This window comes from Kitasatospora sp. NPDC059571 (assembly GCF_042735675.1).
GTDB lineage: Bacteria > Actinomycetota > Actinomycetes > Streptomycetales > Streptomycetaceae > Kitasatospora.
Window position 1 is genome coordinate 1 of sequence record NZ_JBHWBW010000150.1, and the last position, 16,298, is coordinate 16,298.

Sequence of the window (16,298 nt, forward strand, 5' to 3'; positions counted from 1 at the left end):
GGACCCCCGAAAGGGGGGCGGCCCGCCGCCGTTCAGCGGTGGTGAGGCGTCGTCAGTCCAGCAGCCCGAGGCGGCGGGCGGCCGCGTCCGCGTCGACCGCGACCACGTCCGGGCGCTGCGGGGCGCCCGCCACGGCCCAGTCCGGGTCCTTCAGGCCGTTGCCGGTCACGGTGCAGACGATCCGCTGGCCCGGGTCGACCAGCCCGGCCTCGGCCTTGGCCAGCAGTCCGGCCACGCCGGCCGCCGAGGACGGCTCCACGAACACGCCCTCCTGCGAGGCCAACAGGCGGTACGCGGAGAGGATCTGACGGTCGGTCACCTTGTCGATCAGGCCGCCCGACTCGTCCCGCGCGGCGACCGCGAAGTCCCAGGAGGCGGGGTTGCCGATCCGGATGGCGGTGGCCAGCGTCTCCGGCTTCAGCACCGGGGCGCCGTCCACGATCGGGGCCGCGCCGGCCGCCTGGAAACCCCACATCCGCGGGGTGCGGGTGGCGAGGCCGTCCGCCGCGTACTCCCGGTACCCCCGCCAGTACGCGGTGATGTTGCCCGCGTTGCCGACCGGCAGGATGTGGATGTCGGGGGCGTCGCCGAGCATGTCGACGATCTCGAAGGCGGCCGTCTTCTGGCCCTCGATGCGCACCGGGTTCACCGAGTTGACCAGCGCCACCGGGAACTTGTCGGACAGGTCGCGGGCGAGCGCGAGGCAGTCGTCGAAGTTGCCCTCGACCTGGAGGATCCGGGCGCCGTGCACGATCGCCTGGCCCATCTTGCCCAGCGCGATCTTGCCCTGCGGCACCAGCACCGCTGGCACCATGCCGGCCCGCACCGCGTACGCGGCGGCGGAGGCCGAGGTGTTGCCGGTGGAGGCGCAGATGACGGCCTGCGCACCGTCCTCCTTGGCCTTGGAGATGGCCATCGTCATCCCGCGGTCCTTGAAGGAGCCGGTCGGGTTGGCGCCCTCGACCTTGAGGTAGACCTCGCAGCCGGTGCGCTCGGAGAGGACCTGCGCGGGGACCAGCGGCGTGCCGCCCTCGAGCAGGGTGACCACGGGGGTGGCCGCGCTGACCGGCAGCCGGTCGCGGTACTCCTCGATCAGGCCCCGCCACTGGTGGGTGCGGGGGCCTCTGTCGGTCACTGCGTTCATGGCTCTTCCTACTCCCCTTCGACCCGCATGATGCTGGCCACGTCGCGCACGCTGTCCAGCGCACGGAGCTTGTCGACCGTCGCCGACAGCGCGGCGTCGGTGGCGCGGTGGGTCACGACGACCAGCGAGGCGTCGCCGTCGCGGCCCTGCTGGCGCACGGTGTCGATGGAGACGCCGTGCTCGGCGAAGACCGACGCGACCTGGGCGAGCACACCCGCGCGGTCGTCCACGTCCAGGCTGACGTGGTAGCGGGTGACGACCTCGTCCATCGGCTTGGCCGGCAGCCGGGTGTAGACCGAGTCGCCGGGGCCGGTGGCGCCGGCGATCCGGTTGCGGCAGACCGCGACCAGGTCGCCGAGGACGGCGGAGGCGGTCGGCGAGCCGCCGGCGCCCGGGCCGTAGAACATCAGCCGGCCGGCCGCCTCGGCCTCCACGAACACCGCGTTGTAGGCCTCGCGGACGGAGGCCAGCGGGTGCGAGAGCGGGATCATCGCCGGGTGGACCCGGGCGGTGACGGACTCGCCGTCGGCGGCCCGCTCGCAGATCGCCAGCAGCTTGACCACGCAGCCCATCTGCTGGGCGGAGGCGATGTCGGCGGCGGTCACCTCGGTGATGCCCTCGCGGTACACCTCGGCCGCGGTGACCCGGGTGTGGAAGGCGATGCCGGCCAGGATCGCGGCCTTCGCGGCGGCGTCGAAGCCCTCGACGTCGGCGGTCGGGTCGGCCTCGGCGTAGCCGAGCGCGGTGGCCTCCTCCAGCGCCTCGGAGTACCCGGCGCCGGTGGTGTCCATCTTGTCGAGGATGAAGTTGGTGGTGCCGTTGACGATGCCCAGCACCCGGTCCACCTTGTCGCCGGCCAGCGACTCGCGCAGCGGGCGGATCAGCGGGATCGCGCCGGCCACCGCGGCCTCGTAGTAGAGGTCGACGCCGGCAGCGGCGGCGGCCTCGTGCAGCTCGGCACCGTCCTGGGCGAGCAGCGCCTTGTTGGCGGAGACCACCGAGGCGCCGTTGGCGAAGGCGGACAGGATGAGGTGTTTGGACGGCTCGATCCCGCCGACCACCTCGACGACCACGTCGATGTCGCCGCGGTTCACCAGGGCCTCGGAGTCCGTGGTGAGCAGGTGCTCGGGCACCCCGGGCCGGGCGCGGCCGGCCCGCCGTACGCCGATCCCCACGAGCTCGACCGGGGCACCGATCCGCGCGGCGAGGTCGTCGGCCGTCGTCGTCATGATGCGCGCCACCTCGGAGCCCACCACACCACAGCCCAGCAACGCCACCTTCAGCGGGCGCGTACGCATCATCCGACTCCGCTCTGCTTTCTCGGTCTCCGCCGGGCAATTCCCGATGCCCGACGGTATTCGGTCCCTACCAGTCTCCGGGACTTTCCGCACGGATCTACGGCCGGTCCACGTTCTGAGACAAGAATTTCGTCAGCCGATATCGAGACGCAGGAGATCCTCCTCCGTCTCGCGCCTGACGACGACCCGGGCCGAGCCGTCGGCGACGGCGAGCACGGGAGGCTTGAGGGCGTGGTTGTAGTTGCTGGCCATCGAGCGGCAGTACGCCCCGGTGGCCGGCACCGCGATCAGGTCGCCCGGCACCAGGTCGGCGGGCAGGAAGGCGTCCCGGACCACGATGTCTCCGGACTCGCAGTGCTTGCCCACCACGCGGACCAGCATCGGCTCGGCGTCGCTGGCGCGGGAGACCAGCGCCACGGAGTACTCGGCGTCGTAGAGCGCCGTGCGGATGTTGTCCGACATGCCGCCGTCCACGCTCACGTAGGTGCGCAGGCCGTCCAGCGGCTTCACGGTGCCCACCTCGTACAGGGTGAACGCGGTCGGGCCGACGATGGCCCGGCCGGGCTCCACCGACAGCCGGGGCGCGGCCAGATCGGCGGCGGCGCACTCGCGGCGGACGATCTCCGCCAGCGAGGCGGCGATCTCGGCCGGCTCGCGCGGGTCGTCGTCGCTGGTGTACGCGATGCCGAGGCCGCCGCCGAGGTCGATCTCCGGCAGTTCGACGCCGTGCTCGTCGCGGACCTCGGCCAGCAGCCCGACCACGCGGCGGGCGGCCACCTCGAAGCCGGCGGTGTCGAAGATCTGCGAGCCGATGTGCGAGTGGATGCCGCGCAGCTCCAGCGACGGCCGGGCCAGCACCCGGCGGACCGCCTCCGCGGCCGCGCCGCCGGACAGCGACAGGCCGAACTTCTGGTCCTCGTGCGCGGTGGCGATGAACTCGTGGGTGTGCGCCTCCACGCCCACGGTGATCCGGATCAGTACCGGCTGCCGGACGCCCTGTGCCTCGGCGATCGCGGCGAGGCGCTCGATCTCCTGGTAGGAGTCGAGCACGATGTGGCCGACGCCGGCCTTCACGGCCTGCTCCAGCTCCTGCACCGACTTGTTGTTGCCGTGCAGCGCGATCCGCTCCCCCGGCATGCCGGCCGCCAGGGCCACGTGCAGCTCGCCGGAGCTGCAGACGTCGACGTTCAGGCCCTCCTCATGCAGCCAGCGCACCACGGCCTTGGACAGGAACGCCTTGCCCGCGTAGTACACGTCGGCGCCCTCGCCGAAGGCGTCCCGCCAGGCGCGGGCGCGGGCGCGGAAGTCGGCCTCGTCCATCACGTAGGCCGGGGTGCCGAACTCCTCCGCCAGGGTCTTCACGTCGACCCCGCCGACGGCGACCACGCCGTCCGCGCCGCGGGCGACGGTGCGGGACCACACCTTGGGGTCGAGCGCGTTCAGGTCGCTGGGCGGGGCCTGGTAGTGGCCCTCGGGCAGCACGTCGCCGTGGCGGGGGCCTGCGGGGTGGGCGGAGCGGCTCATCGTGTTCGCTTCCTTGCCTTGCGGGGCTTATGGCGAGGGGCGGCGCACGGTCCTCGTCGACCGTCCGCCGCCCCCGCTCTGCGCATGGGGGGTCGTGCTCTTACATCCGCTCGGGCGCCGAGACGCCCAGCAGCGTCAGCCCGTTGGCGATCACCGTGCGCGTCGCGTCGGCGAGCCAGAGGCGCGCGTGCGTGAGGTCGGTGACCTCCTCGTCGCCCTTGGGCAGGATCTGGCAGTTGTCGTAGAACCGGTGGTAGTCGCGGGCGACATCCTCCAGGTACCGCGCCACGTGGTGCGGCTCGCGCAGCTCGCCGGCCTTGGCCAGCACCCGGGGGAACTCGCCGAGCTGGCCGAGCAGGTCGGACTCCCACTCGGTCGCCAGGAGCTCCGGTTTGAAGTCGTCCGACTTCGTGATGCCGAGCGCCGCGGCCTTGCGGGCGACGCCGCACATCCGGGTGTGCGCGTACTGGACGTAGAAGACCGGGTTCTCGTTGGTCTGGCTGGTCAGCACGTTGATGTCGAGCGTGATCGTGGAGTCGGTCGAGGACCGGGCCAGGGTGTAGCGGGCCGCGTCCACGCCGATCCAGTCGACGACGTCGTCGATCGTGATGATGTTGCCGGCCCGCTTGGACATCCGGACCTCTTCGCCGTCGCGAAGCATCTTCACGAACTGGCCGATCTTGACCTCGATGTTGCGGTCCATGTCGTCGCCGGCGCAGGCCGCGATGGCCTTCAGCCGGTTGACGTAGCCGTGGTGGTCCGCGCCGAGCATGTAGACCGAGACCTCGGAACCGCGGTCCCGCTTGCTCAGGTAGTACGCGGCGTCCGCGGCGAAGTAGGTGGTCTCGCCGTCGGCCTTGATCAGGACGCGGTCCTTGTCGTCGCCGAAGTCGGTGGTGCGCAGCCAGATCGCACCGTCCTGGTCGAAGACGTGGCCCTGCTCGCGCAGCCGGCCGATCGCCTTCTCCACGGCGCCGGAGTCGTGCAGCGACTTCTCCGAGAACCAGGTGTCGAAGTGCACGCCGAACTCGTCCATCGACCGCTGGATCTCGGCGACCATCAGCTTGAGGCCCTCGGTGCGGAAGACCTGGAGCTGCTCGTCCTCGGGGAGGTCGAGCACGCCGGGCAGGCCGTCGGTGATGGCCTTGGCGATGTCGACGATGTACTCGCCGACGTAGCCGTCCTTCGGCACCTCGCGGCCGTTCGCGGCGGCCTGCAGGGAGGCGGCGAACTTGGAGATCTGCACGCCGGCGTCGTTCAGGTAGTACTCGGTGGTGACCTCGGCGCCGGTCGCCTTGAGGACCCGGGCGAGCGAGTCGCCGACGGCGGCCCAGCGGACGCCGCCGATGTGGATCGGGCCGGTCGGGTTCGCCGAGACGAACTCCAGGTTGATCTTCAGGCCCTTGAGCGCCTCGTTGCGGCCGTACGCCTCGCCGGCCTCGACGATGGTGCGCGCCAACTCGCCCTGGGTGGCGGTGTCCAGGGTGATGTTCAGGAAGCCGGGGCCGGCGATGTCGACCGCGGCGACGCCGGTGATCTCTCGCAGGCGGGCGGCCAGGACGTCCGCGACGGCTCGCGGCGGCCGGCCGGCCGGCTTCGCGAGCTGGAGGGCCACGTTGGTGGCGTAGTCGCCGTGGTCCCTGTTCTTGGGCCGCTCGATCGTCACGTGCTCGGGCACGGCGACGGCCAGCTCGCCCGCCTCGACGGCGGCGCTCACTGCGGCCTGGACTGCCTGGGAAAGCTCTGCGGGTGTCACGACGCCAAGCGTAGGCGAGAGGCGGTGGGCGTCCGCCACTCGGTTTACCCGTTGAGACGCATTGCACCAGGGAGCGGGACCGTCAAGGCCGCCCTGTTCGCCCAGAGCGGAATCCGGGGAGGCGGTCGGCCCCGCCGGAGAGGGGGCGGGCGCCCGCCCCGAACGTGAGGCCGGGCACCCGGCCCGGCCTGCCGTCCGCCCCGCCGTCCCCGTCGCCGGGCTCCTCCGGGTCGCCGGGCGACATCAGCCGCCGCACGAGTGCCACGAGGTCCGCCGGGTCGAAGGGCTTGGCGAGATAGCCGTCGACGCCGACCGACTCGCCGCGGTGGAGATCGGCGGGCGTGCAGGCGCTGACGATGGCGATCGGCAGCCGGCTGGTCTCGGGGGCGGCGCGAAGGCGGGCGGCGGTGCGCAGGCCGTCGAGCCGCGGCATCACCACGTCCAGCGTCACCACGTCGGGGCGCACCCGGCGGACGACCTCCAGGCACTCGGCGCCGTCGGCCGCAGTGACCACCTCGAAGCCCTCCAGCTCCAGGTTCACTCTGATCAGCTGGCGGATCACCTCGCTGTCGTCCACCACGAGGACCCGCCCGAACGCTCCCGGCACATCACCGAGGGTAGCCGCGCGCCCACCGCCCCGTCCGGCCTTTCCCGTACTTGGGCCGCCGCACCGGAGGCAAAACCCGTGCACGGATCACGCCACGGGCCTGGTAGTGTTCTCCACGTCGCAGCAACCGGGCGACGGCCGAAAGGCCCCCGTAGCTCAGGGGATAGAGCACCGCCCTCCGGAGGCGGGTGCGTAGGTTCGAATCCTACCGGGGGCACTTCAGAGTGAGTGCATCAAAGGCCCAGGTCAGCGGAGATACACCGCAAACCTGGGCCTTCGTCATGTCCGGGGCCCCGTAGGGCGCGTGCCGGTTGCGTGCCGGATGCTTCCTGGTGGGATCCCCTGGGCCCTTGTGGCGCGGCCCGCCGCCCGCGTGCACCGGTAGCCGTCGACTGCCCCGTACGGTGCATCAGCTCCCGTGCGCCGGGGCCGGTGTCGGTGTCGGCCGCGAGGGTGTTCCCGGCATGCCGAAGATCATGGAATCGGATGCCCTCCGCCCGGATTCCGACGTGGCCCGGCACCGGTCGGCCCGAGTCGCCGCGGCAGCCTTCCGGGAGCTGCGCCCGGTGCTCTGCCGGGCTGTCGCGCCCTTCCTGCAGGACGGCCAGAGGATGTGCGCGCCCGCAGCGGACCCCCCCTGCGCGCATGCCTGCCGCCCCGCCCCGGTGTCATGACCGGCCGTCAGCCCTCGAGGACGAGGCGCACCTCCGGCGCGAAGGCCGTGACCGCCGCCTGCAGGCGCGCGGGGTCGAGCTCGCACCAGGAGAGCTTCTTGCTCGCGGGCGGGAGCTCCTCTGCCACGTTCGACGGGCGGAAGAGGTCCGGATGGCCGGTGAGGGGCGGCGATCCGGCGCGCCGCTCAAGGCTGATGTACTGCGCCTTCGGGAACGTGCTGCTGCCGATGCGCGGCTGCCACACACGGACCAGTTCGATGTCCTCCCACGGAACGCTCAGCTCGCGCGAGCCGGTCGGCAGCGGCACCCGGCCCAGGGTGACTCCGCGGTCGTCCATCCGCACGGCGACCCGGCGGCTGCTGGCCACCACGACCGTGGTGATGACGCCGAGCCCGCCGAAGGCCACCGAGAACAGGACGACGCACCAGGCCGGCAGTTGCAGGGCGAGGCCGAGCGCAAGGGGGAGCAGGCTGATGAGTGCCGCCACGACGGAGCGGCGGTACCAGCCGTACCGCGCCTCGTAGACCGAAGAGTGGGATTCCATGGCCGTGATCATGTCGGACGCGGTCCCGCGGCGAAAGGGATTTCCGCGGATCTCCGAGGACACCGCGCAGGAGCGTCCCGCGGGTCAGGACGAGCCCGTCACGGCCTGGCGGTAGAGGGCGGTCATGGTGTGGTCGAAGTACGAGCTGTAGGAGGTGTCGGGGGTGTCGCCGCCCTGTTGGTAGCCGCCGATGACGCCGACCACCTCGCCGGTGCGGGTGCTGATCCAGGGACCTCCGCTGGTACCGCCCGGGTAGGCGGGGCAGTCGATGCGGCGCTGGTAGGTGTCCTGCTTCGTGGTGGAGTTGGTGCAGAGCAGGGGCTCCTCGCCGCCGGCCGGGTAGCCGTAGAGGCGGACCTGGTCGCTGAAGTCGTCGTCGAGGCCCAGGGCGTTGCCGCCGACGATGTCCTGGATGTCGTGGCCGCTGTTCGAGGCGACCTGGAGGATCGCGAAGTCCTCGTCCTGGTCCTGGTCGGAGGCCCAGCCGGAGGCGGTGTAGACCCGGGTGACCTGCCAGGTGCCGTACGGGGTGTGGCCGTCGCGGTAGCCGGGGGCGAACTGCAGGCCGTCCGCGGAGCCGACGCAGTGCGCCGCGGTGACCAGCAGGTTGTGGGTGGCGCTGGTCAGCACGCTGGCCGAGCAGAAGTGGTTGCCCGCCGGGGTGTCGCCGCTGAAGAGCACGCCCACCTTGGCGGAGCCGTCGTCGTCCGGCGCCGTGGCGGTCCGGCCGAGGACGGCCGCCGCCTCGGTGGTCGGGGCGGCGGGGGCGCTCGCGGACGGCGGCGGGGCGGCAGGACCCGCGGTGGGGGCGGCGGTCGGACTGGGCCGGGCGGCCGCGGAGGCGACGGTCGCGGTGGGCGCGACCGGCGCGTGGCCGCCGGCCGCGACGGAGCGCACGGAGGCGGTGGCCGGGGCCGAGTCAAGGGCGTTGGTGGTGGCTATCAGGGCGGTGGCGACCGCGGCGACCAGGGGCGTGACCACGAGCGGGCGGAGCCTGCGCAGGCGCCGCGGGCGCTGTCGCGGCTTGCGGTGTCGGCTCATCGGTCGGCTACCTCCTGGCCGTGCGGTGCGGCGGCCCCTGGTTCGCCGCCGTGCGTCCACTATCGGCTCCCCCGCTGTGGGATTGGTAATCCGTGTCTGGGAACCTCGTGAGAATGCGTACCTGATGCCGCCCCGATGCGGGGGCACCGGGGCGGCGTGTCGCACGGAACGCCTCCGTCGCGGCACCGACCGTTCAGGGCGAGGCGACCGCGGCGGCCTCGGACTCGGCGCCCGCTCCCTCGGCCTCGCCCGGTGCGGGCCGGTGGTTGATCATGAGGAAGGAGATCAGGGCGGCGAGCAGCAGGATCCCCATGGCCACCACGGTGGCCACCGTGTAGCCGTGCACGGCCCCCTGCTTCTGGACGAGCGGATCCGCGACGTTGCGGGTGGCCAGCCAGGTCGCGGTGGCGCTCGCGGCGATGGTGTTGAGCAGCGCGATGCCGATCGAACCGCCTACCTGCTGGGCGCTGTTGATGATCGCGGAGGCGGCTCCGGTCTCCTTGGGCGCGACGCCCAGGGTGGCCAGGCTCATCGACGGCATGAAGACCAGGCCCATGCCGAAGCCGAGCAGCAGCTCGGCCGGGAGCACCAGTCCGGCCCACGGGCTGTCCACCTTCATCTGGGTCAGCCAGGCCATGCCGCCGGCAGCGAGCAGCAGTCCCGGCACGACCAGGTTGCGGGACGGCACCCGGGTCATCAGCCGGGCGGCGACGCCGGTCGCGCTGATCACGATGGCGGCCGTCATCGGCAGGAACGAGACACCGGACATCACCGGCGAGTACCCCTTGACCACCTGCATGTAGTAGGTGAGGAAGAGGAACAGGCCGAACATGCCGACCATGGCCATGCCGACGGCGATCGCGCCGCCGCCGCGGTTGCGGTTGCGCACCAGGTGCGGCGGGAGCAGCGGGTGGGTGGTCCGGCCCTCGAAGAGGGCGAAGACCGCGAGCAGGGCGACGCCGAGGCAGAGGAAGGTCAGGACCAGCGGGTCGCTCCAGCCCCGCGAGGATGCCTCGGAGGTGCCGTAGACGATGGAGAGCAGGCCGCCGCAGCCCAGGAGTGCGCCGGGCAGGTCGAGCCGGACGCGGTGCTCCTTGGCGATGTGGTCGCGCTTGAGCAGATAGAAGGCGCCGATGGCGGCCCCGATGGCGATCGGGATGTTGACGAACAGGCACCAGCGCCAGTTCAGGTACTCGGTGAGCAGGCCGCCCATGATCAGCCCGATCGCGGCGCCGCCGCCGGCCAGGGCCCCGAAGATGCCGAAGGCGGTGGCCCGCTCCTTGGGGTCGCTGAAGGTGTTGGAGAGCAGGGACAGGGCGGAGGGGGCGAGGATCGCGCCGAAGGCGCCCTGCAGGGCGCGGGCGCCGAACAGCATCCACGGCTCGGTGGCGAAGCCGCCGATCGCGGAGGCGAGTGCGAAGCCCAGCAGTCCGATGATGAAGGTGCGTCTGCGGCCGAAGAGGTCGCCGATCCGGCCGCCGAGGAGCAGCAGTCCGCCGAACGCCAGCGTGTAGGCGGTGATCACCCACTGCCGGTTGCCGTTGGAGATACCCAGGGCCTTCTGTGCGGAGGGCAGGGCGATGTTCACGATGGTCGCGTCAAGGACGATCATGAGCTGGGCGATCGCGATGACCGCCAGGGCCCACCATCGGCGGGGGTCCGCCGTCTGCTCGTCCTGTGCGTGCTGGAGGGACACCGTTGGCCGCCTTCCGGAGGGGGATGGGGGACGGGGCGCACGCAGCGCTCCCTCCAGGGAAGCCCTCGGGACGGCGGGGGGCAAGGCTTTTTGTGGTGAAATGTACGAATTGGGACTAAAGCCCTAAACACCTCTCCGTCGGCGGGCCGGGACCCCGGGGCCGGGACGGCCGACCGGCCCGCCGGACGGATCAGAGTGCGCCGAGTTCGGCCACCAGGTCGTCCAGGCCGAGCGAGCCCTGGGAGAGCGCCGCCATGTGCCAGGCCTTGAGGTCGAACTCCTCGCCGCGGGCCTCGGCGGCGGCCCGGGCCGCGGCCCGCCCGCGCAGCCAGGCGCGCTCGCCGAGCTTGTAGCCGATCGCCTGGCCGGGCATACCGAGGTAGCGGACCAGCTCGCTGTCCAGGAAGTCCGCGGACAGCCCGCAGTACAGCCCGAAGAACTCCCGGGCGTCGTCCGGCAGTACCGCCTCGCCGGGCTTGTACGGGGAGTCGGCGGGGAAGTCCAGGCCGGCGTGCATGCCGATGTCGACGATGACCCGCAGCGCCCGCATCATCTGCGCGTTGAGGTAGCCGAGCCGGTGGCCGGGGTCGGTGAGGTAGCCGAGCTCGTCCATCAGGCGCTCGGCGTACAGCGCCCAGCCCTCCAGGTTGGCGCTGACGCCGCCCAGGGTGACCTGGTAGGTGGAGAGCCGGTCGGCGACGTACGTCCACTGCGCGAGCTGGAGGTGGTGGCCGGGGACGCCCTCGTGGTACCAGGTCGAGACGAGGTCCCAGACCGGGAAGGACTCCCGGCCGAGGGTGGGCAGCCAGGTGCGGCCCGGGCGGGAGAAGTCCAGCGAGGGCTGGGTGTAGTACGGCGCCGCCGCGCTGCCCGAGGGGGCGATCCGCGACTCGACCCGCAGCAGCGGCTCGGCCAGGTCGAAGTGGGTGCCCTGGAGGTCGGTGATGGCCTGGTCCATCAGGCCCTGCAGGTAGGCGCGGGCGTTCTCCTCGCCCTTGATCGCCGGACCCTCGTTCTCCAGCCAGCGCATCGCCTCCATCGGGGTGGCGCCCGGCACGACCTTCTCCGCCTCGGCCTGCATCTGCGCGTCGAGGTCGTGGAACTGCTCCCAGGCCCAGCGGTAGGCCTCGTCGAGGTCGAGGTCGGCGCCCGTCCAGTAGCGGACCCAGCGCAGGTAGTGCTCGCGGCCGGTGGTGTCCGGGGTCTGCGCGGTGGCCGGGCCGTACACGTCGCGCAGCCAGTCGCGCAGCTCGGCGAGGGCGGCGGAGGCCTCGGCCGCGACGGCGGCGAGCGCCTCGCGCTGCGCCTGGGGGGCGTCCTTGACGAAGGAGCCGAACCAGCCGCCGGGCACCCCGCCCTCGTCCTGCAGCCACTCGCCGATCTGGCCGACCACCGTGGTGACCTGGCGCGGGCCGGACAGCAGGCCGCGCTCGACGCCCTCGGCGAGGGTGGCGCGGTACTGGCCGAGTGCGGCCGGCACCCGGGCCAGGCGGCGGCCGATGAGCTCCCACTGCTCCTCGGTGTCGGTGGGCATCAGGGTGAAGACCTCGCGCACGTCGTGCACCGGCGAGCCGAGGTTGCGTACCGCACGGAAGTGCTCGCCGGCGTCGTGGACGGCGAGTTCGGCGTTCAGGCGCTCGCGGAGCAGGCGGGCGCAGCGGCGCTCCGCCTCGTCGTCCGCGGCGCCCGCGGCCTCGGCGGCGTCGAGCCGGGCGAGGGTGGTGCGGGCGAGGTCGGCGAGGGCCTCGCGGCCGGCCGGGGACAGGTCGGTGATGCGGTCGTCATCCGGGTTGAGGCCGAGGTACACCGCGGTCAGCGGGTCGAGGTCGGCGAGGGCGTGGACGTAGGCGTCGGCGATGCGGCGGGGGGTGGCGCCGTCGGCTTCGCTGCTGATCAGTTCTGAGACCATTCGGCCATCCTGTCGCAGCGTCCGGCGATTTCAAGACCCTTTCGGCCCGGCTCGGACGATTGGCGCAGGGCGCACGGGCGGGCGGCCGGCGGTCAGCGGCGGCGCTCGCGCCAGGCGGCGACCGGGTCCCACACCGGCCGGCCGCGGGTGATCGGCCGGAACGCCAGGCCGATCAGCACCGAGCTGAAGTGGCCCAGGTCGGTGAAGGTGTGGCCGACGAGCAGCGGGACCAGGTAGAAGACCAGCAGGCAGCCGCCGTAGACCTGCCGCCAGGGCCGCACGAAGCGGTAGGTGAGCACGCCCTGGACGCCGGCCAGCGCGTACGAGACGCCGACGTCCACGGTGTTCGCCATGTTCGCGGGCAGCCGCCCGGAGTCGACGCCCCAGGCGACCACGCCCTGGCTGATCAGGGTGGCCAGCACATGGGCGGTGAGCGCGACGGTAAGCCAGCGGCGGGTGCCGAGCCAGCGCTCGGCGGGCGCGTGGAACAGGGTGAACATGACGACGTAGAAGGGGAACGCGGCCTGCTCGGTCCAGATGGCGCTGGCGACCAGGGCGTGCACCGGACGGGTCCGCAGCTGATCGAGGTTGGTGCTGCGCATCTCCAGGAACTGCTGGAGCTGGGCGTGGTGCAGGTGGCCCACGACGAAGCCGGTCACCGCCAGGATCAGCAGCCACACGTAGGTGCCGGGGGCGGAGCGGACCCAGCGCGCGGCGGCGGCGAGCGCGCGGCGCACCCGGCCGCGCGCCGCCGTGTGCTCCGCGGCGGGGTGCTGGTCGGCCCGCTGCTGCATCGGTGTCGGTCCTCCGGTCGCTGGGCGGGCCGCGGCCGGGACGGGCCGCCGCCCGCGGGGCGGTGCGGGCCCGGTCCGGCGGGGTGCGGGCTCCTGCCCCATCATCGGCGGCGTCCGCGGGAGGTCACCGGCGACCCGCCGCACCGGTACGGGCCGCGCCCGCGGCTTCGGCCGGGCGGTGGTCGGCACTACGCTGGCCGCCATGGCAGCCAGATCAGCGCCCGCCCGCCCGCCCCGCGTGCCGGATCCCGACGCCGCGGACGGGCCGCCCGGGGACGACCGGCCGCGCCGCCCGGGCTACCGGCGGCTCTCGGTCGAGCAGCGCCGCGAGCAGTTGATCGAGGTGGCGCTGGAGCTGTTCAGCTCGCGTCCGCCGGAGGAGGTCGGCCTGGACGACGTGGCGCGTGCCGCGGGCGCCTCCCGGCCGCTGGTCTACCGCTACTTCGCGGGCGGCAAGCAGCAGTTGTACGAGGCCGCGCTGCGCAGTGCGGCCGAGGAGCTGGCCGCGCGGTTCCGGGTCGGCGGTCCGGGCACCCCGACCGAGCAGTTGGCGGGCGTGCTGGACGGCTACTTCGCGTTCGTGGCGGAGCACGCCGCCGGCTACGGGGCGCTGCTGCGCGGCGGTTCGGTGGTGGAGACGGCGCGGACGTCGGCGATCGTCGACGAGGTTCGGCGGGTGGCGCTGCGGCGGACCCTGCGGCACCTGGGGGTGCGGGCGGCGGGGCCGCGGCTGACGCTGCTGGTGCGCTCGTGGATCTCGGTGGTGGAGGCCTCGGCGCTGACCTGGCTGGACGAGGGCCGGCAGATCCCGGCGGACTCGCTGCGGGACTGGCTGGTCGACGAATTCCTGGCGATGAGTGCGGCGACCGCGATGCACGATCCGCAGACCGCGCAGGTGCTCGGCGGCCTGCTGGCCCTGGAGCGTCCGGACGGGCCGGCGGCGCGGCTGGCGGAGCGGCTGCGCGGGATGCTGCCCGCGGGCGGGGCGGCCTGAGCGCGGCGACCGCGGCGGTGCCGGGCGCCGGCGGTGCGGTGCGGCCGGTCCGGCCCCGTGCCCGGGGCCGGTCGCCGGCGGGCCGGTCAGGCCTTGCCGAGCACCTGGCGCTGCCGGCCGAGGCCGTCGACCTCCAGCTCGACCACGTCGGACGGCCGCAGGAACGGCGTGCCCGGCCGGCCGGTGGTGACGCCGGCCGGGGTGCCGGTGATGATCACGTCGCCCGGTGACAGCACCATGAAGTGGCTGACGTAGCGGACGAGTTCCAGCACCGGGAAGATCATGTCGGCGGTGCTGCCGTCCTGCCGCTGCTCGCCGTTGACCCACAGCCGCAGACCGAGCCGCTGCGGGTCGCCCAGCTCGTCCGGGGTGACCAGCCAGGGACCGAGCGGGGTGAAGGTCTCGGCGGACTTGCCCTTGGCCCACTGGCCGCCGCGTTCCAGCTGGAAGGACCGCTCGGTGACGTCGTTGACGGCGGCGTAGCCGGCGATCGCGGCCGCGGCCGCGCGGTGGTCCTCCAGGTAGCGGGCGGTCCGGCCGATCACCACGGCCAGCTCGACCTCGTAGTCGGTCTTGTCGCCGCCGCGCGGCACCAGGACCTCGTCGTACGGTCCGACCACGGTGTCGGCGGGCTTGAGGAAGACCACCGGCTCGGACGGGACGGCGGCGCCGGCCTCGGCCGCGTGGTCGCGGTAGTTGAGGCCGATACCGACCACCTTGCCGGGCCGGGCGACCGGGGCGCCGATGCGCTGTCCGTCGAGGTCGAGCCGCGGGAGGCAGCCGGCGGCCAGGGCGGCCGCCAGCGCCGTCGACCCGGCCCCGTCGAGGCCGGCCAGGAACGCGCCGTCGATCTCCCGGGTGTACCCGGAGAGGTCGTACGCGGCGCCGTCGGGACCGAGCACGGCCGGACGCTCGGCGCCCGCGGGACCGACACGGAGGAGCTTCACTGCCCATCACCACCTGGTTCGTCGCAGGGAGGCGGGGAGGCGGCACACCTCGCCCGTCCTATGCATCCGAGGTATATCAACCCATTCACCTGCGAACCAGAGGCATCACCTCGGCTGATTCCTATCAATTCCTACAGCCGGAAGAGCCGCGGAATCAGTCGCCCGTACGGTTGACAGCGCGCCGCCCGGAGGCGTTCGGTGGTACCGCGGCACCCGGTGCCCGGCAGGCGCCCGGACCGGCCCCGCCGATGGCATCCGGTGCCGGGCCGGCGGCGGCCGGTCAGGTCTCGCGCTGCGGGTGGTAGTCCTCCTCGGCGACGCCGAACGTCCACGCCACCCCGGCCCGCGCGGTGCGGGTGGCCGGCGGCACGCGCAGCCAGTACGTGCGGAAGGTGCCGTCCGGCTCGGCGGTCGAGTTGACCACCTCGACCATCACCACCGGCTCGTCGTCCGGCAGCACGATCCGCCAGAGCACCCCGGTCTCGTCCCGGTGCACCGGCTCGGCACCGGACTCGGCGAGGTAGCGGTCGTAGCCGTAGTGCTCCAGCATCACCCGGCGCAGCTCGGCGTTCTCCTCGGCGCGGATTCCCTCCGGGGTGAGGCCGCCGAGGCCCGCCAGGAAGTCGGCGGGCACCGGCATGCCGCGCCAGGCGTGCAGGGCCGAGCCGTCCGCCCAGGCGAGGGCCGGGCCGTCGGCGCGGTCGAGCCGGCCCGCCTCGTCGCGGTGCAGCTCGACCGGCCGCTCCGCGATCAGCACGTCCCGCTCGTACGGCCACCACCAGCCGCTCTGCCCGGCGGCGGCGGCCAGCGGGGCGAGCGGGGACGCCCCGTCGAGCTCGCCCGCCGCGTCGAAGGCGGCCAACCAGGGCGCGTCGTGCTGGCCGAGCACCGCGTCCAGCAGCGCGACGCGGACCTCCGCACGGGCGGCGCGGGCCCGGTCGCGGACCCCCCGGTCCTCGTCCGGGGCGGCCTCCGGGGCGAGTTCGTCCAGCACGGCGCCGCGGATCCGGCCGGCCAGCGCCTGGTTCTGCGTCCACAGTGCGCCGCCGGTGAGCGACCACAGCTCGGCCCAGCCGGGGCCGCCGAGCCGGGCGTGCACCCGGGCGCGGGCCTGCTCCCAGGGGCGGGTGCGGACCGCCTCGCGGACGCTCACCGCGCCCTCGGCGCGCAGCGCGAGCGCGGCGCGGACGGCCGCGACCGGCGAGTCGTACCAGAGCACCCGCTCGGGCTCCGGCAGGCCGGCCGCCCGGTAGGCGGCGCGCACCGCGCGCCCGGCCTCCGCGCGGTCGGCCCGGCCGGTGGCGGCCGCGGCGGCGCGCCAGCGGGCACCCGCCCCGGCGGGTGCTCTCTGCTGCAGGGTCTCGGTCAAC

At 73.5% G+C, this 16,298-nt stretch carries 13 protein-coding genes and 1 tRNA gene; 2 read left to right on the forward strand and 12 right to left on the reverse strand.

Annotated elements, in window-relative coordinates; translation table 11 throughout:
• Nucleotides 1–52: 52 nt before the first annotated feature.
• The 5 genes from thrC to ACFV0G_RS18535 all read right to left on the reverse strand — a co-directional run bounded on the left by thrC (nt 53) and on the right by ACFV0G_RS18535 (nt 6,329).
• Nucleotides 53–1,144 carry a threonine synthase gene (gene thrC, locus ACFV0G_RS18515; RefSeq protein ID WP_380548381.1) on the reverse strand — a complete coding sequence of 364 codons (1,092 nt, stop codon included), beginning with the start codon at nt 1,142–1,144 and terminating at the stop codon, nt 53–55.
• Between the two features lie 8 nt (nt 1,145–1,152).
• A complete protein-coding gene (locus tag ACFV0G_RS18520; protein WP_380548384.1) occupies nt 1,153–2,445 on the reverse strand; it encodes a homoserine dehydrogenase in 1,293 nt (430 codons plus the stop codon).
• A gap of 129 nt (nt 2,446–2,574) precedes the next feature.
• Nucleotides 2,575–3,966 (reverse strand): diaminopimelate decarboxylase, encoded by a 1,392-nt coding sequence (gene lysA / locus ACFV0G_RS18525; RefSeq protein ID WP_380548387.1) that lies wholly within the window; start codon nt 3,964–3,966, stop codon nt 2,575–2,577.
• 100 nt (nt 3,967–4,066) lie between these two features.
• The gene (argS, locus tag ACFV0G_RS18530; RefSeq protein ID WP_380548390.1) at nt 4,067–5,722 is read right to left on the reverse strand and encodes an arginine--tRNA ligase; all 1,656 of its coding nucleotides are present in this window, start codon (nt 5,720–5,722) and stop codon (nt 4,067–4,069) included.
• A gap of 82 nt (nt 5,723–5,804) precedes the next feature.
• Nucleotides 5,805–6,329 carry a response regulator gene (locus ACFV0G_RS18535; protein WP_380548393.1) on the reverse strand — a complete coding sequence of 175 codons (525 nt, stop codon included), beginning with the start codon at nt 6,327–6,329 and terminating at the stop codon, nt 5,805–5,807.
• Nucleotides 6,330–6,474: 145 nt separating this feature from the next.
• Between ACFV0G_RS18535 and ACFV0G_RS18540 the strand changes: the two genes are divergently transcribed.
• Nucleotides 6,475–6,546, forward strand: a tRNA-Arg gene (locus ACFV0G_RS18540).
• 464 nt (nt 6,547–7,010) lie between these two features.
• Here the strand turns inward: ACFV0G_RS18540 and ACFV0G_RS18545 are convergent.
• The 5 genes from ACFV0G_RS18545 to ACFV0G_RS18565 form a co-directional block, all read right to left on the reverse strand.
• A complete protein-coding gene (locus ACFV0G_RS18545; protein WP_380548396.1) occupies nt 7,011–7,547 on the reverse strand; it encodes a hypothetical protein in 537 nt (178 codons plus the stop codon).
• Nucleotides 7,548–7,631: 84 nt separating this feature from the next.
• A complete protein-coding gene (locus ACFV0G_RS18550) occupies nt 7,632–8,588 on the reverse strand; it encodes a trypsin-like serine peptidase (protein WP_380548399.1) in 957 nt (318 codons plus the stop codon).
• 193 nt (nt 8,589–8,781) lie between these two features.
• Complete coding sequence (locus tag ACFV0G_RS18555) at nt 8,782–10,200, reverse strand: MFS transporter (RefSeq protein ID WP_380548417.1); 1,419 nt, start codon at nt 10,198–10,200, stop codon at nt 8,782–8,784.
• Nucleotides 10,201–10,474: 274 nt separating this feature from the next.
• The gene (locus tag ACFV0G_RS18560; RefSeq protein WP_380548402.1) at nt 10,475–12,193 is read right to left on the reverse strand and encodes a DUF885 domain-containing protein; all 1,719 of its coding nucleotides are present in this window, start codon (nt 12,191–12,193) and stop codon (nt 10,475–10,477) included.
• A 92-nt stretch (nt 12,194–12,285) separates the two neighbouring features.
• A complete protein-coding gene (locus ACFV0G_RS18565; RefSeq protein ID WP_380548405.1) occupies nt 12,286–12,987 on the reverse strand; it encodes a rhomboid-like protein in 702 nt (233 codons plus the stop codon).
• 202 nt (nt 12,988–13,189) lie between these two features.
• On the opposite strand from ACFV0G_RS18565, the gene ACFV0G_RS18570 reads away from it, so the two are divergent.
• Nucleotides 13,190–13,981 (forward strand): TetR/AcrR family transcriptional regulator, encoded by a 792-nt coding sequence (locus ACFV0G_RS18570; protein WP_380548408.1) that lies wholly within the window; start codon nt 13,190–13,192, stop codon nt 13,979–13,981.
• A gap of 86 nt (nt 13,982–14,067) precedes the next feature.
• On the opposite strand, the gene ACFV0G_RS18575 is transcribed toward ACFV0G_RS18570, so the two are convergent.
• Nucleotides 14,068–14,928 (reverse strand): fumarylacetoacetate hydrolase family protein, encoded by an 861-nt coding sequence (locus ACFV0G_RS18575; RefSeq protein ID WP_380548411.1) that lies wholly within the window; start codon nt 14,926–14,928, stop codon nt 14,068–14,070.
• Between the two features lie 280 nt (nt 14,929–15,208).
• The gene (locus ACFV0G_RS18580; protein ID WP_380548414.1) at nt 15,209–16,297 is read right to left on the reverse strand and encodes a DUF6745 domain-containing protein; all 1,089 of its coding nucleotides are present in this window, start codon (nt 16,295–16,297) and stop codon (nt 15,209–15,211) included.
• Nucleotide 16,298: the final 1 nt, after the last annotated feature.

What these genes read in the sequence shown, in the direction of transcription:
- ACFV0G_RS18545 (WP_380548396.1), bottom strand. Translation starts at nt 7,547, where the DNA reads ATGGAATCCCACTCTTCGGTCTACGAGGCGCGGTACGGCTGGTACCGC.
- ACFV0G_RS18550 (WP_380548399.1), bottom strand. Translation starts at nt 8,588, where the DNA reads ATGAGCCGACACCGCAAGCCGCGACAGCGCCCGCGGCGCCTGCGCAGG.
- ACFV0G_RS18560 (WP_380548402.1), bottom strand. Translation starts at nt 12,193, where the DNA reads ATGGTCTCAGAACTGATCAGCAGCGAAGCCGACGGCGCCACCCCCCGC.
- thrC (WP_380548381.1), bottom strand. Translation starts at nt 1,144, where the DNA reads ATGAACGCAGTGACCGACAGAGGCCCCCGCACCCACCAGTGGCGGGGC.
- ACFV0G_RS18565 (WP_380548405.1), bottom strand. Translation starts at nt 12,987, where the DNA reads ATGCAGCAGCGGGCCGACCAGCACCCCGCCGCGGAGCACACGGCGGCG.
- ACFV0G_RS18520 (WP_380548384.1), bottom strand. Translation starts at nt 2,445, where the DNA reads ATGATGCGTACGCGCCCGCTGAAGGTGGCGTTGCTGGGCTGTGGTGTG.
- ACFV0G_RS18570 (WP_380548408.1), top strand. Translation starts at nt 13,190, where the DNA reads ATGGCAGCCAGATCAGCGCCCGCCCGCCCGCCCCGCGTGCCGGATCCC.
- ACFV0G_RS18555 (WP_380548417.1), bottom strand. Translation starts at nt 10,200, where the DNA reads ATGATCGTCCTTGACGCGACCATCGTGAACATCGCCCTGCCCTCCGCA.
- lysA (WP_380548387.1), bottom strand. Translation starts at nt 3,966, where the DNA reads ATGAGCCGCTCCGCCCACCCCGCAGGCCCCCGCCACGGCGACGTGCTG.